Below are 26718 nucleotides of genomic sequence, written 5' to 3'. Positions count from 1 at the left end.
CCAACAACTGTCTGATAACTGTTGCTCAGGCAACAGCTCTTACTATTGAGCGCGTCAGTAGACTCGCACAACCACGGCCGTCGGTTACTCAGGTGCTGCGCGTTGACACTCTAAAATCGCGGACATAGAATTTGCCGCAAATGGACTGGGGGATCCCGGTCGGCGTTATAGCCTCGGTGAGTCTCACCGGGGCTTTTCGCTTTCAGCAGTAGGGAAAATTTTCAGCCCCCAATTTTCAAAGCCCTCTCCCACCTTGCTCCGCCCTCCACTGCAATAAAACTTGCGTTTGAGCACGTCAAAGGCACGATTTTCCTGGCCCGGTCGTAAAACGCTCATGCCGATGGGGCGCGCAACAAGATCCGCAAGCTGCAACCCCGTAGAGTTGACCTGCTTCGTGGCAAACACGATGTCAAATGGTAGGCGGATACCTGGACGGTTGGCTCCATCGCACATCCGACGAAACTCCAACTCAAGCTCGTTATCCTCTTTACGACCTCGACGCTCGAAAATCACATGCGTCAGTGCGCTCTGCTGATTTTTCTCATGTAAAAACTCGTGAAGCGTCTCAAGACAGAAGCCCAAAGCCAGATGGTAGGGGTTGTGTATTGGGCCTTGCTGCTCTCTAAGCGTAGCTTTATCAATCACACAACTGATCAAGACGAAATTGCTCGACTCAATGATGCTGGTCAGCTCCTCCAGGAAAACATGCTTGTGTTGGCGAGAGACAAACATACTGGAGAACGCCCCTTTTTCCTTACGGATTTCCAGCTCATGCAAGCCAACAAGGTCATGCCCCATATGATTGAACTTGAACTTTTGAAGGGCAGGGATGACCTTTTCGCAATAGTGCCTCTTATGGAAAACACAGAAAGCTAAAACAAACATGGGGTAGTTGACATCAAGTGTCTGCATCCCATGATCGCCACTTTCATCCACATAGACGATGAAGTCGCTGAACTCCCCTTTTGGCGGTTTCGCTGCCACAACTTCTGCAACACGCTCCGCCTCACTCTCACTTTCAAAAAGCAGAAACTGCGGAGAGGTTGGTTTTTCATCTGCCATTGGATAGTTAATCCTGGGGTTTCAAGTGTTTTCTAGGTCGCCCACCTACACCCATATTGCCCCGAAGCTCTGCTACAGAGGGCCACCAGTCTGAACCCCTTTCGGCAAACGCTGATCAATCATCTGATACAACGCACTACTCTCAGGCCAGTTCCGCATAAACCGCGCACGGTCCCTGGCATACGCCGGGGCGAAGCTGGCGGCAGAGCTGTGTTGGCACATCGCGTCGAGGTCGATCAGCGACCAGCGATCCTTATCCCAGAACAGGTTATGGCCCTTGAAGTCGCCATGGCTGATGCGCTCGCGAATCAGCTCGGCGAACAACTGGTCCAGCGCCAGCAGTTCGTTTTCCGGCGCGTCACCGTGTTCGATATAGGGCGCGAAACGCTCGATGATGTCCGGGCCCGGCAGGTATTCGGTAACCAGGTAAGCGCGGCTGCGCAGCCAGAAACAGCGCTTTTCCAGGACGGCCAATGGCTTGGGCGTGGCGATGCCGAGGAACGCCAGGCGATTGCCTTCGCGCCAGGAATGCCAGGCGCGGCTCGGGCGCCAGAAGCGCTTGAGCCAATGGGCGAAGCCCTTGATGTTGTAGCGCTTGATCACCAATGGCCGGCCGGCCACATCGACCTTGGCCACGCTGGCCGCACCACCGGTCTTGTACAGGTGGCCCTGGTCGAGCAACGCATCCGCCTGCTCCAGCACCGGCAGCATCGCCGGCTCTTCCTCGCGACGGATCGCGCGCAAGGCAAAGGCGCCACGCACCACGCTGAACAGCGTGCAGTCGCGCCCCACTTTGTTCAACAAGTCCTTCAAACGCCAGGCGCTGACCTTGCGCACCTGTTTTTCCAGGGCTTGCAGGGGCAAGGCGTGCTCGCCGTTGCTCAGCAGGTAGTACACCAGCAGTTCTTCGGTAAACGGCTCGAGGTTTTTCGGCAACTGGGCGAAAAACACCCCGAGGTTTTCCAGCACACGGTCGCGCGACAGGGGCTTGCCCGCCTCTTCAACACGAATGCCGGCGCCATCGATCAAGTACAGCTTGCCGTCCCGGCGCAGCAGGTTGTCCAGGTGCAGGTCTTCCTGCCACAGGCCCTTGGCATGCATCTGGCCGATCGCACCCAGGGCCTCGGCCAGCACGGCGGTTTGCTCGTCGGCCAGTGGCGGTAGCGCTTCAACGGCGTGCCAGGCATCGGCCAGGCTCTCGGCACCTTCGATAAACTCGAACAGCAGCCAGCCGCCCTCGCCGTCCTGCAAGCCATCGGCGAGCAACAGCGGGGTGGTCAGGCCTTGCTCGGCCAGCAGGCGTACGCCGCTGAGTTCACGCTGGAAATGCCGCGCGGCCTTGCCGCCCACCAATAACTTGGCCAGCACCGGACGCCCGCGCCAGATCGCCGCGCCCACGTAACGCTCGCCCGGCAACACCCGCAACAGGCTCAGCAGTTGCAGTTGGCCAGGGCCGGCGGCATCCGCCAGGTCGACAGTGAGGGGCAGGCTCGGCGTGCGGCCGGCGTTTTTCAACTCGGACAGGCGCATCAACGGTTCTCCTTGTGGCTACGCCGCTTCGTCAGGCGTTGCAGCCAGGTGGTGACGAGCGCGCTGCCTTCGGGCTGATCGAGGTAAGCCGCCAGCAATTGACGCACCTGTGCGTCCGACCACTGCGGTGCCCGGCGCAACAACGGCTCCAGGTCCTTGACCCGGTCACGCCAGCCGAACAGCAGCGGGCGGGTTTTCTCCAGGTCGATCAACTGCGCGGCGTAGCCGTCCCCGGTGGCCTGCAGGAAAATATGCTTGGGGTAGAAACAGCCATGCACCTGGCCGACGCTGTGCAACCGGCGCGCCAGTTGACCGCAGGCCAGCAGGATCGCGTGGTGCTGGGCATCGCTGAGTTGCGCCCATTGCTCCAGCAATGAATCCAGGTCATTCCAACCGTCCAGGGCACGGGTCAGCAGCATCGCGCGGTGCTCACCGGCGACTTTGCGCTCACCGTAGAACGCCGCCTGCAACGCCGGGATCCCGAGCTTGCGGTAGCGGCTGATGTTGCGGAACTCGCGGGAGAAACTGGGCTCGCCCAATGGCCGGTGCAAGCTGCGCGTGAGGTAGTTGCTCTGGCGCTTGAGGTAATAGCCGTGGCCGTCGAGCTCCAGGCGAAACACGCTGCTCCAGCCGCCACGGCTGGTGTTCGGCTCGTCCACCGCGTCCAGTTGCCGGGCCCACAGGGCGTCGAATGTCGCGAGGCCGTGGCGCTCCAGCAGGGCGCGATCTTCAGCCGCCAGGAAATCACTCATTCACGTCCCTCGAAAAACTTCACTACGTGGCGAATCCGCCGTTTGTCCGACTCACTCAGGTGCCGACACCCACGGTACTGCATGTAGAAGCGCAGGCGCTGAGTGGCCGACAAGTGATACTTGGCCACCTTGTCCAGGCAGGCCAGGTCCTTGGTGATGCGATACTTGAGCCAGAAACCGCGCCAGAAATCGCCGTTGGGGCAATCGATCAGGTACAGGGTGGCCTGGTCGTCGATCAGCAGGTTGCGCCACTTCAAGTCGTTATGGGTAAAGCGATGATCGTGCATGGTGCGCGTGTATTCGGCGAGCTGGCGGCTGACCGCGTTGACCCACTTGGGGTCGCGCAGGCGCGCATCCTTACGTTCGGCCAGGACCGAGAGGTCTTCGGTCCTCGGCAACTCGCGGGTGATCATTGCGCCACGATCATAGGCCAGGCCGCTGCGCTCAAGGCCCCAGGCAACCACATCGGCGGTGGGAATGCCCCACTTGGCGAAGCGCTTGAGGTTCTGCCATTCGGACTTGACCCGCGGCTTGCCCAGGTAACGCCGCAGGCCCTTGCCGGCGCCGGTGTAGCGTTTGACGTAGTAGTTGACCCCGCCACGCTCCACCCGGATCACTTCCGACAGCGGGTCGCGGGTCAGCCGCTCGCCTTGCAGGGCAAACACCGCTTCGAGGCTTCCAAAATCATCCGCCAGTGCGGCGTAGGCAGGCTCCAGGTTCCAACCCGCCATCAGATCGCATCCCCATAACGTTGCTTGCGCGCGTAGAGCTTGTCGGCCTTGCGCTGCATCAGGCTCAGGGACGCCGATTGCTCGGCCAGGACCTGGCGCAGCGGCTGGCGGAAGTAGCCCTTGAGGAAGCGCAATTTATCGCGCCGGGTCAGGCCGATGTCCAACGCTGAGTAATACAGCGCGGAGAGGTCCTTGTCGCGCCAGCGCAGCGGCAGATGGGCGCGCATTTGCGCCCGATGCAGGTCGATCACCGAGAGCTTGATGTTGCGTGGGTCGATCGGCCTGGACGTGTCCAGCAGGAAGTGGCACAGGTAGCAGTCGCGGTGATTCACGCCGCCCCGGTGCATGTCGCCGACCATGCGCGCCAGTTCGGCCGTGAGCGCATGGCGCAGTGCAGGTGTGGGCGGTTCGGCGACCCAGTTGATGGTCAGGTCTTCAAGGCTGATGGTCGGCGCCAGCTCTTCGGTGATGATGAACGAGTGCTGGTCCGCCGGGTTGCTGCCTTTTTCGCCGAAGGCCACGCCGGTCATGGTCGGCACGCCGATCGCCTGCAAGCGGTGAATGGCATCCCATTCCAGGCCGGCGCCGAGCACCGGCAGCTTGGCGGTGATCAGGTTCTTGAAGATTTCCGCCCAGCCGATGCCGCGGTGGATTTTGACGAAATACGGGCGGCCATCCACCTCGGTGCGCAGCGTGCGACGCGCCGCCAGTTCACGGAATACCTGGCCTTGCAGTTTCTCGACTTCGGCGAAGGCGTCACGCCCGGCCCATAACGTCTTGAACGGTTCGGCAAGAATCAACTTCATCGTTTTGGCTCCGCCAGAATCACATCCGCAGCGTGCTGCGGCATGCTGTAGAGGTCGGCCGTCTCGGCGAAGGCCAACCCATTGCGGCCCCAGGCCGCGCGCTGTGCAGAATCGGTCAACATCTGCGCCAGGTACTGGTTCAACTGAGCCTGTTCAAACGGCTCGTCCAGCACCAGGCCGCTGTCGGCTTCGGCGATGTAATGGGCATAACCACATACGGCCGAGACCAGCACCGGCAACCCGGCCACCAGGGCTTCGAGCAACACGGTGCCGGTGTTTTCGTTGTACGCCGGGTGGATCAACAGGTCGGCGCCCAGCAGGAAGCGCGGAATATCGCTGCGCCCCTTGAGGAACTGCACGTTATCGCCCAGCCCGAGGGTGGCGCTTTGCAGTTGGAATACCTTGGGGTCGTCCTGGCCGATGACAAACAGGCGCGTGCGTTTTTTCAGCTCAGCCGGCAATGCGGCCAGCGCTTTCAGGCTGCGGTCGACGCCCTTGGTCTTGAAGCCGGAACCGATCTGCACCAGCAGCAGGTCGTCATCGCCCAGGTTGAACTCCTTGCGGAAGCCTTCACGAATCTCGGCCGCATTCGGCGGCGCTCGGCGGTCCTGGGCAATGCCCGGTGGCAGCAGGTGGAAACGCTCCAGCGGCGTGTCGTAATGCTTGATGAACAGCGGCTGCTGCACTTCGGAAATCATCAAGATTTCGGTCTTGGCGTCCTTGGCAAACACCGCGCGCTCGTACTCGGCAAAGTGGCGATAGCGGCCAAAACTGCGGTACAGCGAATGGCGCAGGTTTTGTGCCTTGTCTTCGAAGCAGCCATCGGCCGCGTAGTACACGTCCAGGCCGGGCATCTTGTTGAAGCCGATCAGGCGGTCCACCGGGCGCTTGGCCAGGTCGGCCTCCATCCAGGCGCTGAGCTTCTCGTTGCGCCGATGGTTGAAGAACGCCTTGACCGGCGCCACCAGCACTTCGAAGCCGGGCGGGATGTCGCCCTCCCAGATCAGCGTGTAGACACGAATCTGATGGCCGCGCTGCTGGCACTCCAGGGCGATGCGCATGAAATCGCGCTGCAGGCCGCCGAAGGGGAAATATTTGTACAGAACAAAAGCCAGTTGCATCAGTGCAGCTCCTCAGCCAGTAACAACGTGCTCAGCCGGGTTGCCACACGCTCAGGGTTCAGGCGCGTGAAACACAGAGGCGACTCGCGCTTGATGTCGAACCGACGCAGGTCGTCGGCCGTCGGTTGATAGGTACATTGTTTTTGCAGGCACGGCGCACAGGCAAAGTCGCTGGCCAGGTGAATCTGGCCCTTGCCGTAGGCGCCGGTCAGGCCGGGGTTGGTGGGGCCGAACAGGGAAATGGTCGGCACATCCAATGCCGCCGCCAAATGCCCGAGTCCGGTGTCCACCGCCACACAGGCGCGGGCGCCGGCCAATACCCGGGCCACGCCGGCCAGGTTCAGCTTGGGCAGCACTTCGGCGTTGTTCAGGCCTTGGGCCAGGCGCTCCGCCCGGGCCTTTTCGGCGGCGTTGCCCCACGGCAACTTCACGTCCACGCCCAGGCGGCCCATACGTTCAGCCAACTCGCGCCAGTAGGCTTCGGGCCAATGCTTGGTGTCCCAGGTGGTGCCGTGCAGCAGCAGGACGAAGGGCTTTTTCGGCGGCAGGCCGAGCAGTTTTTCGGTGCTGAGGCCGTAGTCGCCCAAGCCTTTGGGCAAGTCATAGCCGAGGGCCACGGCGAACAGTTGGCGCAAACGCTCCACCGCATGCTGCCCACGGGCCACGGCCAGGCGCCGCGAGTAGAAGCGCGCCGCAATCGGCTCACGGGCCGAGTGTTTGTCGAATCCGGCCACCGGAGCCCGCACGTAGCGGGTCAGCCAGGCGCTTTTGAACAGGCCTTGGGCATCGATCACCAGATCGTACTTGGTCGACTGGACTTGCTGCTTGAAGCGCCGCCACTCGCCGCTCTTGAAGGTTTGCCAGAGGTTCTTGCGCCAGCGGCGGATCGCCACCGGGATCACCTTGTCCACCGCCGGATGCCAGGTGGGGATTTCAGCAAAGCCTTCTTCCACCACCCAGTCGAAGCGAATGCCGGGGATCGCCCGTGCCGCGTCAGTCAGTGCCGGCAAGGCGTGGATCACGTCGCCCAGGGATGAGGTCTTGATTACCAGTACCCGCAACTCAGTGAACCTCGACCACGTCGCCCTGCAACCGCTGCAAGGCATCGGTTACCGGCTGCGGCAGCAATTGGCGCAGGCAGTTGTAATGGCCGAAGCGGCAGGTGCGATCAAAGCACGGGCTGCACTCCAGCCCCAGGCGCACCACTTCGACCTGGTCGGCCAGCGGCGGGGTGAAGCCCGGCGAGGTGGAGCCGTACACCGCCACCAACGGGCGGTTCAGCGCAGCGGCCACATGCATCAGGCCGGAGTCGTTGGAGACCACGGCGTCCGCACAGGACAGCAAGTCGATGGCCTCGGCCAGGGACGTGTCGCCACTGAGGTTGACGGCCTCTTCGCGCAGGCCCGGGATCAGGCGCTGGCGAATGTCTTCACCCACCGAGTGATCGTTTTTCGAACCGAACAACCACACCTGCCAGCCTTCGCGAATCTTCATCTCGGCGACTTTGGCGTAGTGGTCCGACGGCCAGCGCTTGGACTCGCCAAACTCCGCACCGGGGCACAGGGCCAACACCGGACGATCCAGGGCCAGGCCGAACTTGGCCAGTGCCGCATCGCGGGTCACCGGGTCGATCTGCAGGCTGGGGCGCGGGTACGGCTTGGGCAGCTCGGCGCCCGGCGCATAGGCCAGGGCCATGAAGCGTTCGATCATCAGCGGGTAGCGCGCCTTGTCCAGGGTGCGCACGTCGTTGAGCAGGACGTAGCGAAACTCACCGCGCCAGCCGGTGCGCTTGGGAATGCCGGCAAAATACGGCACCAACGCCGACTTGAGCGAGTTGGGCAGCAGGATCGCCTGGTCGTACTGGCCCGCCAGGGATTTGCCGATGCGACGGCGGGTCGCCAGTTCCAAGGCGCCGTGGCCGAGCGGAAAGCTCAAGGCCTTGCGCACTTCGGGCATGCGCTCGAGGATCGGCCGGCTCCACTCGGGGGCGAGCACGTCGATCTGGCAGTCCGGGTAGCGCATACGCAGGCTCTGGAACAGAGTCTGCGCCATCACCATGTCACCGACCCAACTGGGCCCAACGATCAGAATATTCATGTAGTTTCCACAAACGATGCGGGGAGGCTTATGCCTCCCCGCCCTAATAGTGTTTCAACCCAACCCCAGCGCCTGCCAGATTCGCATCACCTGGCGCCGTTCGTCAGCGAACTGATCACCGGGTACCGTACCGGCCTCGTTCTGCAAGGCCTGGCGATGCGCGGCGGAACGGTAGGCCTTATACACCTCGCGCAGCAGATGGGCATCGGCGGCGGGCATCAAGCCCACCTGCTCGAGGCCTTCCAGAATGCGGATATTGTCGGTGTAGCGCAGCAACGATGGATGTTGCGCAGACCACGCCAAAGCCGCGTATTGCACCATAAATTCAATATCGACGATACCTCCGGCGTCCTGCTTGAGGTCGAACAGCACCGTGGCGTCGAAGGCATTGGCGCCGGTGCCGGCCGCCGTGGCCTTGGTCCCCAGGTTGTCACGCATCTTGGCACGCATCTCACTGACCTCCTGGCGCAACTTCGCCAAGTCGCGCTCACGCCCCAGCACCTTAGCCCGTACCTGCTCGAATGCCTGGCCCACATCCTGGCTGCCCACCAGCACCCGCGCGCGGATCAGGGCCTGATGCTCCCAGGTCCATGCTTCATTTTGTTGATAGCGGTCAAACGCCCCGAGGGAACTGACCAGCAACCCGGATGCGCCGGATGGTCGCAGGCGCATGTCGACTTCATACAATTGGCCGGAGTTGGTCTGGGTGGTCAGCAGGTGAATGATCCGCTGGCCCAGGCGCGTGAAGAACTGCGCGCCGTCGATCGGCTTGGCACCATCGGTCTCGGCCTGCGGGTCGCCATCGTGGATAAACACCAGGTCCAGGTCCGAACCATGCCCCAGTTCGATGCCGCCGACTTTCCCATAACCGACAATGATGAACCCAGGATCGCACAAGGTACCGTCCAAGCGCTGCGGCGAGCCGTGGCGCGCGACCGTCTGGCGCCAGGCCAGGGCCAGCACTTGTTCGAGGATGGCTTCGGCGAGCCAGGTCAGGTAGTCGCTGACTTTCATCAACGGCAGGCTGCCGGCGATTTCCGACGCGGCCACGCGCAGGCGGTGGGCCAGCTTGAAGTGCCGCAGGGCTTCCATCTGCTGTTCAAGGTCATCCTCGGGGATGCGCGTAAGGCGTTCGCGCAACTCGGCGGCGAGTTCCGGCGCCAGCGGTGGCTTGAACAGGCGGCCTTCGTTGAGCAATTCATCCAGCAGCAGCGGGAAGCGCGTGATCTGCTCGGCGATCCATGGACTGGCGGCGCACAGGGTCAGCAGGCGGCGCAGGGCGTCGGGGTTTTCCGTCAGTAGCACCAGATAGGCGGAACGCCGGGCGACAGCTTCCACCAATGGCAGTACGCGCTCCAACACCAGGTCCGGGTTGGCGTGCTCGACAGCCTGGGCCAGCAAGCGCGGGATAAAGGCATCCAGGCGTTCACGCCCCAGGCGCTGCATGGCCCGCAGTTGCGGGCTGTTGCGCAGGCTGGCCAAGGCTTTAAGGGCCTTGGTGGCGTCGGTGAAGCCGCCTTCAGCCAATTGACGGCAAGCGGCCTCTTCATCCTGGGACTCTTCCCACAGCGGCAGCCATTCCCCGCCCACGACCAACTCGCTTTCCGCGCCTTCTTCTTCATCAGGATCCGCAATCACCTGGCGGAAGTGCCAGTCCACGCGGCCACGCCAGTACATCAGGCGCTCGTGGAACGCCGCCCAGTCGGCAAAGCCGAGCATAAAGGCAATGCGCGCCTGGTCTTCAGGGCTGTCCGGCAGCATTTGGGTCTGGCGGTCGGCAATCGCCTGGATCGCATGTTCGGTGTAACGCAGGAATTCATAGCCATTACGCAACTCGGCGATCACCGCCGGCGGCAGGTAGCCCTGGCCTTCCAGGGTGCCGAGCACCTTGAGCAGCGGCCGTTGCTGCAGGCTGAGGTCGCGGCCGCCATGGATCAGCTGGAACGCCTGGGCGATAAATTCCACTTCGCGGATGCCGCCCGAGCCCAGCTTGATATTGTCGGCCATGCCTTTGCGCCGGACTTCCTGCTGGATCAGCTGCTTCATGGTGCGCAGCGCCTCGATGGCGGAAAAGTCCAGGTAACGGCGGTACACGAACGGCCGCAGCATATCGAGCAGTTGCGCACCGGCCACCTGGTCACCGGCAACCACACGCGCCTTGATCATGGCGTAGCGTTCCCAGTCGCGACCCTGGTCCTGGTAGTACTGCTCCAGCGCATTGAAGCTGAGCACCAGGGCACCGGCCGAACCGTAGGGGCGCAGGCGCATGTCGACACGGAACACAAAGCCGTCGACGGTCATCGGGTCGAGGGACTTGATCAATTTTTGACCAAGGCGAATAAAGAACTCCTGGTTATCCAGGGAGCGCTTCACGCCCACGGTTTCGCCGCCCTCGGGGTAGGCGAAGATCAGGTCGATATCCGACGAGAGGTTCAGCTCCACCGCGCCGAGCTTGCCCATGCCGAGGATGACCATGTGCTGCGGTTCGCCGCTGCGCCGCCCGGTCGGCGTGCCGAACTGCACGCAGTGGCGCTGGTACAGCCATTGGTAGGCCTGGTCGATGCTGGCGTCGGCCATGTCGGAGAGGTCGCGACAGGTTTGCACCAGGTCGGCCTGGCGGGTCAGGTCACGCCAGATGATGCGCACTTGCTGGCGGGTACGCTGGCGACGCAGTACGCGGCCCAGCTCATCTTCTGTTTCGGCCTGTTGCACGGCACCGGCAATCTGCCCGCACAGCTCGCCCGGCGCAAAGCCGCGATCCAGCTCGCCCCAGGCCGCCAGCTCGAGCAACATCAAAGGGTCACGAACACTCTGTTCAATGACGAAATCACTGGCGGCGCACACGCGGGCGAAGTCGGCCCACCGTTGCGGCGTCCACGCAGAAAGGCCATGATCGTCGTCCAGCGCGGCCACGGCGTCACGAAATGACTGCTCGGCCCGCTGGGCTTTTGGCAACAGAATGGCCGGCAGTTCGGCCAGCGTTGGAAGGCTCATGGTCTATCCTTGGTCGGCGTGTAAATGGCCTGCTGCTGTGAAGGCAGGCGCCGCGCTCGATGCAGGACTGTCGAACAAAGGTGATAAATAGCTGAAAATATGTAATTTTTGGCAGGCAACATTAAACTTCTACCTTTTCTTGTTCGCAAAAGATCAACAATAACGATTATGCTCACCAGCCAGACCGAGCAATCCGCTCGGTCTTGTGTAGTTTTACTACTCGTATATACATTCGAAAGGCTGAAATGGCCGACGATTTGTAGTAAAACTACAGGACGCCGAAGCAACCTTCGGCCATCCAAGAATTTATGTCGTCTGCCCACAAGGCCAGTCGCAAACTTCAGGCAACCGATTCTGGTAGCCTTTCCGCCCTGGAGCAAGCCATGCAAGACCTCGATCCCGTCGAAACCCAGGAATGGCTGGACGCCCTGGAATCGGTTCTCGACAAAGAAGGCGAAGACCGTGCTCACTACCTGATGACCCGTATGGGCGAACTCGCGACCCGCAGCGGCTCGCAACTGCCCTACGCCATCACCACGCCATACCGCAACACCATCCCCGTTACCCACGAAGCACGCATGCCTGGCGACCTGTTCATGGAACGCCGCATTCGCTCGCTGGTACGTTGGAACGCCATGGCGATGGTAATGCGCACGAACTTGAAAGATTCTGACCTGGGCGGTCACATCTCCAGCTTCGCTTCCAGCGCAACCCTGTATGACATCGGCTTCAACTACTTCTTCCAGGCCCCGACCGAAGAACACGGCGGCGACCTGATCTACTTCCAGGGCCACACCTCGCCGGGCGTCTACGCTCGTGCGTTCATGGAAGGTCGCATCAGCGAAGAGCAAATGAACAACTTCCGCCAGGAAGTCGACGGCCAGGGCCTGTCGTCCTACCCGCACCCTTGGCTGATGCCTGATTTCTGGCAGTTCCCGACGGTATCCATGGGCCTGGGCCCGATCCAGGCGATCTACCAGGCACGCTTCATGAAGTACCTGGAAGCCCGTGGCTTCATCCCGGAAGGCAAGCAGAAAGTCTGGTGCTTCCTGGGCGACGGCGAGTGCGACGAGCCGGAATCCCTGGGTGCCATCTCCCTGGCCGGCCGCGAGAAGCTGGACAACCTGATCTTCGTCATCAACTGCAACCTGCAGCGCCTCGACGGCCCGGTTCGCGGCAACGGCAAGATCATCCAGGAACTCGAAGGCGTGTTCCGCGGTGCCCAGTGGAACGTGACCAAGGTCATCTGGGGCCGTTTCTGGGACCCACTGCTGGCCAAGGACGTCGACGGTATCCTGCAACGTCGCATGGACGAAGTCATCGACGGCGAGTACCAGAACTACAAGGCCAAAGACGGCGCGTTCGTGCGTGAACATTTCTTCAACACGCCTGAACTCAAGGCGATGGTTGCCGACCTGTCCGACGACGAGATCTGGAAACTCAACCGTGGCGGCCACGACCCGTACAAGGTCTATGCGGCGTACCACGAAGCGGTCAACCACAAAGAACAACCGACCGTCATCCTGGCCAAGACCATCAAGGGTTATGGCACCGGTGCCGGCGAAGCGAAAAACACCGCGCACAACACCAAGAAAGTCGATGTCGACAGCCTGAAGCTGTTCCGCGACCGCTTCGACATCCCGGTCAAGGACGAAGAGCTGGAGAACCTGCCGTTCTTCAAGCCTGAGACGAACAGCGCCGAAGCCCGCTACCTGAGCGAGCGTCGTACCGCACTGGGCGGTTTCGTGCCACAGCGCCGCGCCAAGAGCTTCAACATCCCGACACCTCCGCTGGATACCCTCAAGGCGATCCTGGACGGCTCGGGCGACCGTGAAATCTCCACCACCATGGCCTTCGTGCGGATCCTCGCGCAGCTGGTCAAGGACAAGGAAATCGGCTCGCGCATCGTGCCGATCATCCCGGACGAAGCCCGTACTTTCGGTATGGAAGGCATGTTCCGCCAGTTGGGCATCTACTCCTCCGTCGGCCAGCTCTACGAGCCAGTCGATAAAGACCAGGTGATGTTCTACAAGGAAGACAAGAAGGGCCAGATCCTCGAAGAAGGCATCAACGAAGCGGGCGCCATGAGTTCCTTCATCGCTGCCGGTACTTCGTACTCCAGCCACAACCAGCCGATGCTGCCGTTCTACATCTTCTACTCGATGTTCGGTTTCCAGCGTATCGGCGACCTGGCTTGGGCAGCGGGCGACAGCCGTACCCGTGGTTTCCTGATCGGCGGTACCGCCGGCCGTACCACTCTGAACGGCGAAGGCCTGCAACACGAAGACGGTCACAGCCACATCCTGGCTGCCACCATCCCGAACTGCCGCACCTTTGATCCAACCTACGGCTATGAGCTGGCGGTGATCATCCAGGACGGCATGAAGAAGATGACCGAAGAGCAGCAGGACGTTTTCTACTACATCACCGTGATGAACGAGTCCTACCAGCAGCCAGCCATGCCGGCCGGCGTGGAAGAAGGCATCATCAAGGGCATGTACCTGCTCGAAGAAGACACCAAGGAAGCGGCGCACCACGTGCAGCTGATGGGCTCCGGCACCATCCTGCGTGAAGTCCGTGAAGCGGCGAAGATCCTGCGTGAAGAGTTCAACGTCGGCGCCGACGTCTGGAGCGTTACCAGCTTCAACGAACTGCGTCGCGACGGCCTGGCCGTAGAGCGCAACAACCGCCTGCACCCGGGCCAGAAGCCTGCGCAGAGCTATGTCGAAGAGTGCCTGGCCGGCCGTAAAGGTCCAGTCATTGCCTCTACCGACTACATGAAACTGTTTGCTGAACAAATTCGCCAGTGGGTCCCGTCCAAGGAATTCAAAGTCCTGGGCACCGACGGTTTCGGCCGCAGTGACAGCCGCAAGAAGCTGCGTCACTTCTTCGAAGTCGACCGTCACTTCGTGGTGTTGGCAGCCCTGGAAGCCTTGGCTGACCGCGGTGAGATCGAACCCAAGGTGGTAGCTGACGCTATCGTCAAGTTCGGGATCAACCCGGAAAAACGCAACCCACTGGACTGCTGAGGAGACTTTTTGTGAGCGAACTCATTCGCGTACCTGACATCGGCAGCGGTGAAGGTGAAGTAATCGAGCTGTTTGTGAAGGTCGGCGACACCGTCGAAGCCGACCAGAGCATCCTGACCCTGGAATCGGACAAGGCGAGCATGGAAATCCCTGCTCCCAAGGCCGGCGTGGTCAAGAGCCTGAAAGTGAAGCTGGGCGACCGCCTGAAAGAAGGCGACGAACTGCTGGAACTGGAAATCGAAGGTGCCGCTGATGCGGCCCCTGCGGCGGCTCCTGCTGCCGCTGCTGCTCCGGCACCTGCCGCGGAAAAACCTGCCGCTGCTGCCGAGGCTCCTGCAGCCCCGGCTGCTGCTCCAGCCGCAGCGACTGTCCAGGACATTCATGTTCCGGACATCGGCTCGTCGGGCAAGGCCAAGATCATCGAGTTGCTGGTCAAGGTCGGCGACACCGTCGAAGCCGACCAGTCGCTGATCACCCTGGAGTCCGACAAGGCCTCCATGGAAATCCCATCGCCGGCTGCCGGCGTTGTGGAAAGCATCGCGGTCAAGCTGGAAGACGAAGTCGGCACGGGCGACTTCATCCTCAAGCTGAAAGTACAAGGCGCTGCGCCTGCCGCTGCTCCAGCACCGGCTGCCGCTCCGGCGGCCAAGGCTGAAGCGGCTCCGGCCGCTGCCGCCCCGGCACCGGCTGCAAAAGCCGAGGCCGCTCCGGCCCCTGCGGCTGCCGCACCGGCGCCAAGCGGTGCCAAGGTTCACGCAGGCCCGGCGGTTCGCCAACTGGCGCGTGAATTCGGCGTCGAGCTGAACGCTGTGTCGGCCACCGGCCCCCACGGTCGCGTACTGAAGGAAGACGTGCAGGTCTACGTCAAAGCCATGATGCAGAAAGCCAAGGAAGCTCCGGCTGCCGGCACTGCTACTGGCGGCGCGGGGATTCCACCGATCCCGGTGGTGGACTTCAGCCGCTTCGGCGAGACCGAAGAAGTGCCGATGACCCGCCTGATGCAAATCGGCGCGTCGAGCCTGCACCGCAGCTGGCTGAACATTCCGCACGTGACCCAGTTCGACCAGGCCGACATCACCGACCTGGAAGCTTTCCGCGTTGCGCAGAAAGCCGTGGCCGAGAAGGCCGGCGTGAAACTGACCGTGCTGCCGCTGCTGCTCAAGGCCTGCGCGCACCTGCTCAAGGAGCTGCCGGACTTCAACAGTTCGCTGGCGCCAAGCGGCAAGGCGATCATTCGCAAGAAGTACGTGCACGTAGGCTTTGCCGTCGACACGCCGGATGGCCTGCTGGTACCGGTCATCAAGAACGTCGACCAGAAGAGCCTGCTGCAGCTTGCCGCCGAGGCTGCTGCACTGGCGGCCAAAGCCCGTGACAAGAAGCTCACCGCAGACGACATGCAAGGCGCGTGCTTCACCATCTCCAGCCTCGGTCACATTGGCGGTACGGGCTTCACGCCAATCGTCAACGCGCCGGAAGTGGCGATCCTGGGCGTTTCCAAGGCCACCATCCAGCCAGTCTGGGACGGTAAAGCGTTCCAGCCCAAGCTGATGCTGCCACTGTCGCTGTCCTACGATCACCGTGTGATCAACGGCGCGGCCGCTGCACGCTTCACCCAGCGCCTGAGCCAGTTGCTGAACGACATCCGCACCATCCTGCTGTAAGCCACAGCGGCCTCCCTTTCATCGGGGAGGCCTGGTTGCACCGATTTCCGAGCGCCACGCTCGTACCTCAACCCCGTCAATTTGGCGGGGCTTTTTTTGCTTTTCTCTACAGACAGAACAGGGTTGTACACCTTCTGTCATCCTGACTGAAGAATTCCCCCGCCCGGCCGATAACCCCCTTATAGCACTTAGCCTTCATCCTCTCTTGTCAGCCCGCGCCGCATGATGCAACCTTGCCGCAGGCAACAGTAAAGAGGGCGTGAGCCCGGCGCCGTGCGCGTTATTTGAAGTGAGTTCCCCCCCATGAAAAGCCAACCCGATGTCGCCCGTATGGCGGCCGAGGTAGTGACGCAGTTACCGGTGCCTTCGCGCCTCGGTATGCTGCGTTTCGAGCGGCTTAATGAGGCAAGCTGGGCCCTTCTGTACCTCGACCCTAACTGCGAGCGCCAATTCGGCCTGTCGGCGGTCGAGCTGTGTGCACTGCTCGGTACCCCCTTCGCCAGCCTGATGGAGCCTCAGGCTCGCTATCAACTGCACGACGCCATCCAACAGCAACTGAGCGACAGCCCTCACTACCTGGTGCGCTACACCCTGCACACCAACGATGGCCCCCTGAGCCTGCTGGAAATGGGCGAAGCCTACAAACAACACAATCGCCACCTGCTGCGCGGCTACCTGATGGTGGTCGACGGCCTGTTCAACGAAATCTCCCTGCCCGCCCCGACGGAGGACCTGGAAAGCCAGAACAGCCGCCTGCAGATCGCCCTGGAGCTCAACCAGCGCGCCCAGCAGGAACAACTGCAGCACCTGGAGCGGGTGCGCGCCCAGCAGGAGCTGATCCTGTTGCTGGCCCGCCAGCGCTACACCGCCAACAATTCGCTGCAGGAAGCCGCAGAGCTGATCACCCGCAGCGCCTGTGACATCTACCAGATCGACTGCGCCAGCATCTGGAACCTCGAAGGCCAGCGCCTGGTACCGATCTCGGCCTACCACCGCGATGACCAGCAGCACCACCTGCCCGAGCCCATCGACGCCAGTTGCTTTCCGGATTACCTGGAAGCCCTGCACACCAGCCGGGCAATCGACGCGACCAACGCGATGCGCGACCCGCGCACCCGGGAAATGGCCGAGAACCTGCGCGCCAAGGATATCCACGCCATGCTCGATGCGAGCATCCGCGTCGATGGCCAGGTGGTCGGTGTGCTGTGCCTGGAACAGGGCGGCAGCCCGCGTGCCTGGCAGGCCGATGAGATTGCCTTTGCCGGCGAACTGGCCGACCAATTCGCGCAAGTGATCAACAACCACAACCGCCGTACCGCCACCAGCGCCCTGCACCTGTTCCAGCGTGCCGTGGAGCAAAGTGCCAATGCCTTTTTGCTGGTCAACTGCGACGGCGTGGTGGAATACGTCAACCCAAGCTTTACCGCGATCACCCAATACAGCGCCGAAGAAGTCCACGGCCACCGCCTGGCCCAACTGCCGGCCCTGGAAAACCTCAGCGAGCTGCTGTTCGACGCACCGTCGAGCCTGGCCAAGAGCAACAGCTGGCAGGGCGAGTTCAAGAGCCGACGTAAAAACCTCGAGCCCTACTGGGGCCAGCTGTCGATTTCCAAGGTGTATGGCGACAACCGTGAGCTGACCCACTACATCGGCATCTACGAAGACATCACCCAGAACAAGCTGGCCCAGCAGCGCATCGAACGCCTGGCCTACACCGATAACCTGACCAACCTGGGCAACCGTCCGGCATTTATCCGCAATCTGGATGAGCGCTTTGCCCGCGACAGCGACAGCCCGATCAGCCTGTTGCTGGTGGACATCGACAACTTCAAGCGCATCAACGACAGCCTCGGCCACCAGACCGGCGACAAGCTGCTGATCAGCCTGGCCCGCCGCCTGCGCAACAGCCTGAGTGCCGGCGGCAGCCTGGCGCGTTTTGCCAGTAACGAATTCGCGGTGCTGCTGGACGACACTGACCTGGAAAGCGGCCAACAGGTGGCCAGCCAACTGCTGGCGACCCTCGACAAACCGATGTTCGTCGACAACCAACTGATCAGCGTCACCGGCTCGGTGGGCCTGGCCTGCGCGCCGCTGCACGGCCGCGACCCGCAGACCCTGATGCGCAACGCCGGCCTGGCCCTGCACAAGGCCAAGGCCAACGGCAAACACCAGGTACAGGTGTTCACCGAAGCCTTGAACGCCGAGGCCAGCTACAAGCTGTTCGTGGAGAACAACCTGCGTCGTGCCCTGACCCAGAACGAACTGGACGTGTTCTACCAGCCCAAGCTGTGCCTGCGCAGCGGCCGCTTGCTGGGCATGGAAGCGCTGCTGCGCTGGAACCATCCGGAAAAGGGCATGATCCGCCCCGATCAGTTCATCAGCGTCGCCGAAGAAACCGGCCTGATCATCCCGATCGGCAAATGGATCGCGCGCCAGGCCTGCCGCATGAGCAAGCAACTGAGCGCCGCCGGCCTGGGCAATCTGCAGGTGGCGATCAACCTGTCGCCCAAGCAATTCTCCGACCCGGACCTGGTGGCCTCGATCGCCACGATCCTCAAGGAAGAACAGCTGCCGGCCAACCTGCTGGAACTGGAGCTGACCGAAGGCCTGCTGCTGGAAGCGACCGAAGACACGCGCCTGCAACTGGACCAGCTCAAGAGCTTCGGCCTGACCCTGGCCATGGACGACTTCGGCACCGGCTACTCGTCACTGAGCTACCTGAAAAAATTCCCCATCGACATCATCAAGATCGACCGCAGCTTTATCCACGAAATCCCGGACAACCAGGACGACATGGAAATCACCTCGGCCGTGATCGCCATGGCCCACAACCTCAAGCTCAAGGTGGTGGCCGAAGGCATCGAGACCGCCGAGCAACTGGCGTTCCTGCGTCGGCACCGTTGCGACGTTGGCCAGGGCTACCTGTTCGACCGGCCGATCCCCGGTGCAGAGCTGCTCGAGAAGCTTAGACGCTACCCGCGCGGGCCAATCGCCTGACAGCGCTGTAACACTCGGGCACACTGGCTGTCTGAAATTTACCGCTAACCCAACCTGACGAGAGGACTGCTCATGGTCTTGCGCTCGGAAATTCTGGTGAACAAAAACGTGCTGCCTACTCAAGAACAAGCGTTGCCCGGTCGTGAAACCCCGATGAACCTGCCGCAGACGCACTTCGTCAACGGCAACCCGCTGCTGGGCCCATTCGTCGACGACGTCGGCTTCGCGATCTTCGGCCTGGGTTGTTTCTGGGGCGCCGAGCGCAAGTTCTGGCAGCGCGATGGCGTGGTCAGCACCGTGGTCGGCTATGCCGGTGGTTTCACGCCGAACCCGACGTATGAAGAAGTCTGCTCGGGCCTGACCGGCCACAGCGAAGTGGTGCTGGTGGTGTATGACCAGGCCAAGGTGAACTACGAAGACCTGCTGAAGATGTTCTGGGAACTGCACAACCCGACCCAGGGCATGCGCCAGGGTAATGACATCGGCACCCAGTACCGCTCGGTGATCTATGCGACCACGCCTGAGCAACTGGCGGCGGCGCAGGCCAGTGCCGAGGCCTATCAGGCCGAATTGACCAAGGCCGGCCTGGGCACCATCACCACCGAAATCGAAGAGGCGCCGACGGTGTACTTCGCCGAGGCGTATCACCAGCAGTACCTGGCGAAGAATCCACAGGGCTACTGTGGGATCGGCGGTACCGGGGTGACTTGCCCGATCTGAAGATCGGAGCTGCAAGTTTCAAGCTGCATGTGGTGTTTTCTGCTCTCACTTGCAGCTTGAGGCTTGAGGCTTACAACTACTCAGCTATGAGCCAATCCATCTGCCACCCACCCTGGGTCTGGCCAAGCTGCTTGGACAGCCACGGCAGCAGCTCGCGCAACTCCTCTTCCAGGCCCCACGGCGGGTTGGCAATCGCCAGGCCCGAGCCGGTCAGGGTGTTGGGCGTGTCCAGCGGATGCACCAGCAATTCCACGCGCAGCAACTTCGGCGCACCGGTGCCGGCCAGGTCCTGGTAGAAGCGACGCAGCATGCGCTGGTCCTTCACCGGGTACCAGATCGCCGCGACCGTCTGGCGCATACGGCTGACGGCTTCCTTGAGGGACGCAGCACAGCGCTGCATTTCGTCGAGTTTTTCAAACGGCGGATCGATCAGCATCAACGCACGCTTTTCCGGCACCGGTAACAGCGCGCGCGGCACATGCCAGCCTTCGCCCAAATGAACCTTGACCCGACGATCGCCCTTCATGTTGTCCTTGAGCAACACGCCGTCTTCCGGGTGTTTTTCATTGAGCAGCACGCGGTCCTGGGGGCGCGTAAGGCGGCGCGCCAGCTCCGGTGAGCCCGGGTAGTAGCGCAACTGGCCATCGGGGTTCATCTCGTGCAGCACGCGCATGTAGTCGGCGGTCAACGGCGGTAGATCGTCGGCGCCCCACAAACGCGCGATACCTTCCAGGTACTCACCCGTGCGATTGGCCTGGTCACCTTGCAGGTCGTACAGGCCAATCCCGGCATGGGTGTCGAGGTAGGCGAACGGCTGCTCCTTGCGCGACATCAGGGCGATGAGGCGGGTCAAGGTCAGGTGTTTGAAGACATCGGCATGGTTGCCGGCGTGAAAGGCGTGACGATAATTCATGGTTGCTCCTGCGCAGGGGGCGAAGTTTACCTTCTACGGGCGCAAAGGTGCAGGGCCGCATGCCGGGCGGCGCTTATGCCGCAAACGCAGGCAGCCCGTTGAAAAAAATCTAAATGTCGACGGCGAGGCGGATTTATTGTGGCCATCCACTACTCCAGGGAGGTCAATAACAATCATGAAAGACGCCACCATCGCGCTGCACCACGGTTTCAAGTCGGACCCGACCACCAAGGCCGTCGCCGTGCCGATCTACCAGAACGTCGCCTTCGAATTCGATAACGCCCAACACGGCGCCGACCTGTTCAACCTGGACGTACCCGGCAATATCTACACGCGCATCATGAACCCCACCAACGATGTGCTGGAACAGCGCATTGCCGCCCTTGAAGGTGGTATCGCGGCGCTGGCAGTCTCGGCCGGCAGCGCGGCGATCCACTATGCAATCCAGACCTTGACCCGTGCGGGTGACAATATCGTCACCACACCGCAACTCTACGGTGGCACCTACACGCTGTTCGCCCACCTGCTGCCGAGCTTTGGCGTGGAGGTGCGTTTCGCCCGGGACGACAGCGCCGCCGCCATCGCCGAACTGATCGACGACGACACCAAGCTGGTGTACTGCGAAAGCATCGGCAACCCGGCGGGCAATATCATCGACATCGAAGCCCTGGCCGACGTCGCCCATGCCCGCGGCGTGCCGCTGGTAGTGGACAACACCGTGGCCACGCCGATCCTGTGCAAGCCGATCCAGTTCGGCGCCGACATCGTGGTGCACTCGGTGACCAAGTACGTCGGCGGCCATGGCAACTCCCTGGGCGGTGTAATTGTCGACAGTGGCACGTTCCCGTGGACGAAATACGCGGATAAATTCCCCGGCCTCAACCAGCCCGAGCCGGCCTATCACGGCGTGGTCTATACCGAAAAATTCGGCCCCGCCGCCTTCATCGCCCGTGCCCGCACCGTGCCACTGCGCAACACCGGTGCAGCGTTGGCGCCGATGAATGCCTTCCTGTTGCTGCAAGGCCTGGAAACACTGGCATTGCGCATGGAGCGCCACACCGAAAACGCCCTGAAAATCGCGCAATTCCTGCAAGGCCATGCCGAGGTGGAGTGGGTCAGCTACGCCGGCCTGCCGGACCACCCGCACCACGCATTGGCGCAGAAATACATGCAGGGCAAACCGTCGGCGATCCTGTCCTTCGGTTTGAAAGGCGGCTTTGATGCCGGTGTGCGCTTCTACGACGCCCTGCAAATCTTCAAGCGCCTGGTCAACATCGGCGACGCCAAGTCCCTGGCCTGCCACCCGGCTTCCACCACTCACCGACAGATGAACGAGCAGGAACAGGCCAAGGCCGGCGTAAAGCCGGAAATGATTCGCCTGTCGGTGGGTATCGAAGCGGTCGAAGACCTGATCGACGACCTGCAACAGGCGCTGGCCTCAACTCAACTCTGAGTCCAGGTAGCCCGCCAGCGCTTCAGCGCTGATGTCCGTACTGCGCGCGAAGTAGGCGACCTTGTGCCGCAAGGTCGCCGGCGTAAAAGCGGCATACAGGTCGGGGCGCTGCTCTTCCAGCCACTGCAGCAGGTTGTCGATCAGGGTCTGCGGCGACTGCGCGGCCAAGTGCGCCAATAACGCGTCAGGCACGCGCCACCAAGGGCTGGCCTTGGCCGCAGTGACCGATGGCGTCGCCACGCTCAACGGCTGGCCATTGATCAGATAGCGCTGGAACACGGGCAGTACTGCGCCGATTTCATCGTCCAGTTTCTGCACAATCGGCAGAAACTGGGCGCCATCCCAGAAGCGCAGGAACACGCTCCGCTCATCGGGAAGCACTATCTTGGTCAGGCCTTGCAGGTGAGCAACGACGACTTCCAGCGGACTGGACGATACCGCCAGCCAACCCCAGTCCGAGGCTTCAGTGGTTGCGATCCAATCGAGGAAGGCACTGTCGGGCTCGACAACCGCTGCGTAGGGCATCACCTCATCCCACCCGGCATAGGCCGTACCTGCCCAGAGCGCTTGAGGCAACATCCCGCCGGCCGAGACTTGCCACGCAGCCAGCGGCTTCGCGTCGCTGGCACTGCTCAGTACCACGTAAAGCCGCTCATTGGGGAGTAGAGGGCATTGTGCCAGCCAGTCATCGGGGCTCAAGGGTTGGGACATCAGGGTAAATTCCTTTTAAGGTTGAATGGAATGGGAGAGCGCACTGCCCGTCACTGCAGCGTTGGCACTCTTCACAAAACGGCGCGCTCCGTTTCAGGCTGGCGACCTGTATCCGGCTCAGCGGTGCAGGTATAACCGCCAGCAACGCCGCTTTCACCCCAGGCATCAATGGCGACGCCGCCGGAGCAGGCGCGCCTCCCAGTTGAATGGGCGTGCTGCTGAAAATCCCCTCTGCCGACAGCGTGATCGACTGCCCACCGGCCTGGATTGTCACGCTCGCGCCCGCATCAATGACAACACTCTGCCCGGCACCCATCCGGATGGCCCGCCCGGCCCGCATCTGCTGCGAACCGCCGACCACCAGATGGTCGTCCTGCTTGAGTTCCGTCAAACGGTTGCCATGGGTGATGCGCTGCTCTTCGCCTTGTACTTCATGGTGCGACTCACCGCCCACCCTGATGCGGCGCTGATGGTCGATCTGCACCTGCTGGTCATGCAGCACATGCTGGGTCCAATCCCGCTGGGCGCGCAGGTAGATCTCCTCGGCGCCCTTGCGGTCTTCGATGCGCAGTTCGTTGTAGCCACCGCCACCGGGGCTGCTCTGGCTACGGAAGATACTGCGGGTCTTGTCTGCCGGCAGGTCGAGGGGGACCGGGGTCGCCGCGTTCGGCAGGCAGGCCATCACCAGCGGCATGTCCATATCCCCATTGGCGAACCCCACCAGTACTTCCATGCCCACTCGCGGGATAAGTACCGAGCCATAGCGGTCATGGGCCCAACCGCTGGCCACCCGCAGCCAACAGCTGGAATGATCGTCATGCGCCCCAGCGCGATCCCAGGCCAACTGCACCTTGACCCGGCCGTATTCGTCGCAGTGGATTTCACTGTCGACGGGGCCGGTGACCACCGCGCTTTGATAACCCGACAACGCCGGCCGCGCCTGCTCCGGCAAGGGCGGGCGGAAGATCACGTCCCACGGAGTCGCCACACATTCATTGCGATACCCCTGAAGAAAATCTCCACCGCCAACCTCGGTGACAGCCTCCTCCAGAACCTGGGGCTGCCTGCCTTCGTGGGTCACTTGCGTCACCAGCCACACGTCATTCCATTCGTCCCGCGGATGCCCGGTCAACTTGAAGAACCGGCCGCTGCTCAATGCAGGGTCATCGCCGCTGGCACGGGCTATTCGATAGTCGCTACGGTGCCGCTCCAGGCCACGTTGCGCGAGGTATTTGCCGTGGGGGCGATCGGAAAAATGACCGGGGTAGGCCTGCGCCTCAAACCGTGGAAGCTGTTCGCCGACCACGCCACTCTCCAGCACCAGGCTCGGCTTGAGAAAGTCGTAGTCACGCAGGTTGACCGCGGTGGTGCGGGTTTCCAACCGCAGCGCAAAGCGCTTGATGGCCGGCGTATCCGCCACCATCCCGGAGCCCGGCATGTAGGACGTAGGCTGATCGGGCGGGGCGAAAACGGTCTGGTCATCGCCAAACACCAGCAGGTGTCCTTCGGGCGAATGCTGGAAGTGGTAGTGAATCCCCTGCTCGGCGCATAGGCGCTGAATGAAGGCCAGGTCGCTCTCGCCAAACTGTACGCAATACTCGCGCTCGGGATAGGCGCCACTGAGGTGAAATTCGAATTGGTCGGCATGGAGCTGCTGCTCCGCCAGCACCTGCGCAATGATCTGCGGCACCGTCTTGTGCTGGAAGATCCGCTGGCGACTGCTGTGCGCGAGATAGGCCAACTGCGGCACAAGGCTGATCTGGTAACGCGTCAGCCGCCGCCCGGAATCGCCCTGCGCGACCCGATAAACCAGGCCGTGGACACCACGGCCGTGAGCGTCGAAGCCCAGGTATGCCGGGCGATGCAGCAGGCTTTCCAGGTCCAGGTCGGGCTGTTCGCTGACCAGTTCAAGATCAAAACGATACGGCTGGCTGATGGCTTCGCTACCCCGGAACTCAAACACCTTGAGTTCACTCGACACACCGTCGAGGGTCAGGGTAAAGGCACTTTGATTGGCAGGAGCAAACATCCGGTGTTTCTCTGCGAGGGGTAGGCGGGAGATTCTGCACCACTGCCTCACCCTGCCGGGCACAGCCCAAATAAATCAGTAAAACCCTACATGTGTACGTAGGAGTCCTACTCAGTCCAGCTCGAATCGCACGCAAAAAAAGACCCGCCATCCGTAGGACGCGGGCCTTCTTTTAATTCATCGAGCGCTCAGCGCCCGGCAAATCACTTGTTGAGGTTGTAGTCTTTTTCCGCCGCATCAAAGCGCTCGACCATACCGGCTGTCGGTGCGCCCAGCTTGCTCACGACGTAGATCGCCAGGCTGGCGAAGATGAAGCCTGGGATGATTTCGTACAGACCCAGCAGTTCGAAGTGCTTCCACACGATCACGGTGATCGCGCCGACCAGGATCCCGGCCAGTGCGCCGTTGCGGGTCATGTTCTTCCAGATCACCGAGATCAGCACCACAGGGCCGAACGCAGCACCGAAACCGGCCCAGGCGTAGCTCACCAGGCCCAGGACGCGGTTGTTCGGGTTGGCGGCCATGGCGATAGCGATCAAGGCCACCAGCAGTACCATCAGACGGCCGACCCACACCAGTTCAAGCTGGGAAGCGCTTTTGCGCAGGAAGGTCTTGTAGAAGTCTTCGGTCAGGGCGCTGGAGCACACCAGCAACTGGCAGCTGAGGGTGCTCATGACCGCAGCCAGGATGGCCGACAGCAGCACGCCCGCGATCCATGGGTTGAACAGCAACTTGGCCAGTTCGATGAACACGCGCTCGTGGTTCTCGTTGACCGGGCCCGCCACTTCCGGGTGCGCCGAGAAGTAGGCGATGCCGAAGAAGCCCACGGCCACGGTGCCGCCCAGGCACAGGATCATCCAGGTCATGGAGATGCGACGCGCGTTGGCGATCGACTTCACTGAATCCGCCGCCATGAAGCGCGCGAGGATGTGTGGTTGGCCGAAGTACCCCAGGCCCCAGCCCATCAGCGAGATAATGCCGATGAAGGTGGTGTTTTTCAGCATGTTGAAGTTGTCGGGGTTCTTGGCTTCGATGGCCAGGAACGTGGTGTCGACGCCACCGGTGGCCAGCAGCACGATGATCGGCGTAAGGATCAGCGCGAAAATCATCAGCGTGGCTTGTACGGTGTCGGTCCAGCTGACGGCCAGGAAACCACCCACGAAGGTGTAGGCAATCGTCGCCGCAGCGCCGGCCCACAGCGCGGTCTCGTAGGACATGCCGAAGGTGCTTTCGAACAGGCGGGCACCGGCCACGATGCCGGACGCGCAGTAGATAGTGAAGAACACCAGGATCACGACCGCAGAGATGATCCGCAGCAGGCCGCTTTTATCTTCGAAACGGCTGGAGAAGTAGTCCGGCAGGGTCAGGGCGTCGCCGTTGTGCTCGGTCTGTACCCGCAGGCGACCGGCCACGAACAGCCAGTTGAGGTAGGCGCCGACGATCAGGCCGATGGCGATCCAGCTTTCCGACAGGCCGGACATGTAGATCGCGCCCGGCAGTCCCATCAACAACCAGCCGCTCATGTCGGAAGCACCGGCTGACAAGGCAGTCACCACGCTCCCAAGGCTGCGACCGCCGAGGATGTAATCGGAAAGGTTGTTGGTGGAGCGATAGGCCATGAAGCCGATCAGCACCATTGCTGCGATGTAGATCACGAACGTGATCAGGGTTGGATTACTAACGCTCATAGGAGTGACGCCCTGGCTTTGTTTTTATGTAGCGGCGGTCTGTCAGACGGCCACCTACTGGAAGTAGGTAAACGTAACTGCGTGCCGCGCATTTATGACTGACGTTTCCCCAGGAAAGCCGCCAGCCGATGAACCAAACCCTAAAGCCGGTTGCACCTTGGGCGCGAATGCTATTCAACAAAGCAAATAAGGTGCAACCAGTTTCTTGGGAATAAGTTGCACCCAAGTGTAAAACCCGCAAAACGCTCCTTTTTTGCTCCTTTTCGGAGCAAGAACAGCCGATCTCAGAAGCAAATGCACCAAGCCGAAGCGGATTCCGTCGCCGGCCAATTTTTTTCCGATCAAGCGACGAAAAATTCATCGACAAAATGGGTTGCACCCGGTTGCACCTCTCCCTGAGCAAAGCTAATCTTGCCGCCAGCTG

The 26718-nt window shown here is 61.8% G+C and carries 18 protein-coding genes; 5 read left to right on the top strand and 13 right to left on the bottom strand.

The genetic code is table 11. The features are described from left to right. Nucleotides 1-183: 183 nt before the first annotated feature. From J1N02_RS15970 to glnE, 9 genes are all read right to left on the bottom strand, one after another. On the bottom strand, nucleotides 184-1062 hold the full coding sequence (locus J1N02_RS15970) for a DUF3800 domain-containing protein (RefSeq protein ID WP_098480491.1): 879 nt from the start codon (nucleotides 1060-1062) through the stop codon (nucleotides 184-186). A 72-nt stretch (nucleotides 1063-1134) separates the two neighbouring features. Continuing rightward, nucleotides 1135-2592 carry a lipopolysaccharide kinase InaA family protein gene (locus J1N02_RS15965; RefSeq protein WP_098480492.1) on the bottom strand — a complete coding sequence of 486 codons (1458 nt, stop codon included), beginning with the start codon at nucleotides 2590-2592 and terminating at the stop codon, nucleotides 1135-1137. After that, nucleotides 2592-3344, bottom strand: coding sequence for a lipopolysaccharide kinase InaA family protein (locus tag J1N02_RS15960; protein WP_098480493.1), 753 nt, complete (start codon nucleotides 3342-3344; stop codon nucleotides 2592-2594). Before J1N02_RS15960 ends, J1N02_RS15965 begins: the two co-directional genes overlap by 1 nt. Further along, entirely contained in the window at nucleotides 3341-4075 is a 735-nt protein-coding gene (locus J1N02_RS15955) for a lipopolysaccharide kinase InaA family protein (RefSeq protein WP_027604952.1), read from the bottom strand. The genes J1N02_RS15960 and J1N02_RS15955 overlap by 4 nt, the downstream gene beginning before the upstream one ends. Then, a complete protein-coding gene (rfaP, locus tag J1N02_RS15950) occupies nucleotides 4075-4881 on the bottom strand; it encodes a lipopolysaccharide core heptose(I) kinase RfaP (protein ID WP_092359403.1) in 807 nt (268 codons plus the stop codon). The genes J1N02_RS15955 and rfaP overlap by 1 nt, the downstream gene beginning before the upstream one ends. Further along, a complete protein-coding gene (locus J1N02_RS15945; RefSeq protein WP_092359405.1) occupies nucleotides 4878-6002 on the bottom strand; it encodes a glycosyltransferase family 4 protein in 1125 nt (374 codons plus the stop codon). Before J1N02_RS15945 ends, rfaP begins: the two co-directional genes overlap by 4 nt. Continuing rightward, on the bottom strand, nucleotides 6002-7063 hold the full coding sequence (gene waaC / locus J1N02_RS15940) for a lipopolysaccharide heptosyltransferase I (RefSeq protein ID WP_027604955.1): 1062 nt from the start codon (nucleotides 7061-7063) through the stop codon (nucleotides 6002-6004). The genes J1N02_RS15945 and waaC overlap by 1 nt, the downstream gene beginning before the upstream one ends. A gap of 1 nt (nucleotide 7064) precedes the next feature. Then, entirely contained in the window at nucleotides 7065-8099 is a 1035-nt protein-coding gene (waaF, locus tag J1N02_RS15935) for a lipopolysaccharide heptosyltransferase II (protein ID WP_027604956.1), read from the bottom strand. Nucleotides 8100-8153: 54 nt separating this feature from the next. Further along, entirely contained in the window at nucleotides 8154-11093 is a 2940-nt protein-coding gene (gene glnE, locus J1N02_RS15930) for a bifunctional [glutamate--ammonia ligase]-adenylyl-L-tyrosine phosphorylase/[glutamate--ammonia-ligase] adenylyltransferase (protein WP_368961422.1), read from the bottom strand. A gap of 383 nt (nucleotides 11094-11476) precedes the next feature. Here glnE and aceE point away from each other — a divergent pair, with 383 nt between their 5' ends. The 4 genes from aceE to msrA all read left to right on the top strand — a co-directional run bounded on the left by aceE (nucleotide 11477) and on the right by msrA (nucleotide 19500). Next, nucleotides 11477-14122, top strand: a complete 2646-nt coding sequence (gene aceE, locus J1N02_RS15925) for a pyruvate dehydrogenase (acetyl-transferring), homodimeric type (protein WP_421147482.1) — start codon at nucleotides 11477-11479, stop codon at nucleotides 14120-14122. Nucleotides 14123-14133: 11 nt separating this feature from the next. Next, nucleotides 14134-15783: a dihydrolipoyllysine-residue acetyltransferase gene (aceF, locus tag J1N02_RS15920; protein ID WP_027604959.1), complete on the top strand. Its 1650-nt coding sequence runs from the start codon at nucleotides 14134-14136 to the stop codon at nucleotides 15781-15783. Nucleotides 15784-16086: 303 nt separating this feature from the next. Next, nucleotides 16087-18780 carry a putative bifunctional diguanylate cyclase/phosphodiesterase gene (locus J1N02_RS15915; protein ID WP_027604960.1) on the top strand — a complete coding sequence of 898 codons (2694 nt, stop codon included), beginning with the start codon at nucleotides 16087-16089 and terminating at the stop codon, nucleotides 18778-18780. Nucleotides 18781-18852: 72 nt separating this feature from the next. Further along, nucleotides 18853-19500 carry a peptide-methionine (S)-S-oxide reductase MsrA gene (gene msrA / locus J1N02_RS15910; protein ID WP_065940825.1) on the top strand — a complete coding sequence of 216 codons (648 nt, stop codon included), beginning with the start codon at nucleotides 18853-18855 and terminating at the stop codon, nucleotides 19498-19500. Nucleotides 19501-19576: 76 nt separating this feature from the next. Here msrA and J1N02_RS15905 read toward each other — a convergent pair whose 3' ends face one another. After that, nucleotides 19577-20413 (bottom strand): 23S rRNA (adenine(2030)-N(6))-methyltransferase RlmJ, encoded by an 837-nt coding sequence (locus J1N02_RS15905; RefSeq protein ID WP_098480495.1) that lies wholly within the window; start codon nucleotides 20411-20413, stop codon nucleotides 19577-19579. 175 nt (nucleotides 20414-20588) lie between these two features. Here J1N02_RS15905 and J1N02_RS15900 point away from each other — a divergent pair, with 175 nt between their 5' ends. Then, a complete protein-coding gene (locus J1N02_RS15900) occupies nucleotides 20589-21866 on the top strand; it encodes an O-acetylhomoserine aminocarboxypropyltransferase/cysteine synthase family protein (protein WP_027604963.1) in 1278 nt (425 codons plus the stop codon). Here the strand turns inward: J1N02_RS15900 and J1N02_RS15895 are convergent. The 3 genes from J1N02_RS15895 to putP all read right to left on the bottom strand — a co-directional run bounded on the left by J1N02_RS15895 (nucleotide 21852) and on the right by putP (nucleotide 26294). Further along, nucleotides 21852-22577: a DUF4123 domain-containing protein gene (locus J1N02_RS15895; protein WP_027604964.1), complete on the bottom strand. Its 726-nt coding sequence runs from the start codon at nucleotides 22575-22577 to the stop codon at nucleotides 21852-21854. The two genes, J1N02_RS15900 and J1N02_RS15895, sit on opposite strands and share 15 nt — an antisense overlap. Then, the gene (locus J1N02_RS15890; RefSeq protein ID WP_098480496.1) at nucleotides 22552-24606 is read right to left on the bottom strand and encodes a type VI secretion system tip protein VgrG; all 2055 of its coding nucleotides are present in this window, start codon (nucleotides 24604-24606) and stop codon (nucleotides 22552-22554) included. Before J1N02_RS15890 ends, J1N02_RS15895 begins: the two co-directional genes overlap by 26 nt. Before the next feature lie 203 nt (nucleotides 24607-24809). Continuing rightward, on the bottom strand, nucleotides 24810-26294 hold the full coding sequence (gene putP, locus J1N02_RS15885) for a sodium/proline symporter PutP (protein ID WP_027604965.1): 1485 nt from the start codon (nucleotides 26292-26294) through the stop codon (nucleotides 24810-24812). Between the last annotated feature and the right edge of the window lie 424 nt (nucleotides 26295-26718).

Origin of the sequence: Pseudomonas sp. NFX5 (assembly GCF_049132125.1) — a bacterium.
GTDB lineage: Bacteria > Pseudomonadota > Gammaproteobacteria > Pseudomonadales > Pseudomonadaceae > Aquipseudomonas > Aquipseudomonas marginalis.
The sequence above is the reverse complement of the archived record's forward strand: the minus strand, read 5'-3'. Positions and strand labels throughout refer to the sequence as shown.